Below are 236 nucleotides of genomic sequence, written 5' to 3' on the forward strand. Positions count from 1 at the left end.
ACTTGCCGGCTTCTGGACCGGCGGGTTTGTGCAGGCTCCGTTTAACACTCGAATCGTTCGGCGTAGCAACGCATTACAGGAGTGGGCTTATGGCCGGCGGTTCCGCTACTCGGAAACAATGAGTCTGGGAAAGTCGATGGCGGCGCCGATTCTCGCCGCAGCCGTCACCGGCACTGTGGCGGGCACCATCGGGTTGGGGAATAAGTATTTCGACCGACTACCCCGACGATTAGTGG

At 59.7% G+C, this 236-nt stretch carries 1 pseudogene; it reads left to right on the forward strand.

The annotated features are described in order from the left end of the window. A pseudogene (locus tag BST12_RS30245) lies at nt 1-236 on the forward strand (enoyl-ACP reductase); the annotation flags it as partial.

The organism is Mycobacterium angelicum (genome assembly GCF_002086155.1).
Taxonomy (GTDB): Bacteria; Actinomycetota; Actinomycetes; order Mycobacteriales; family Mycobacteriaceae; genus Mycobacterium; species Mycobacterium angelicum.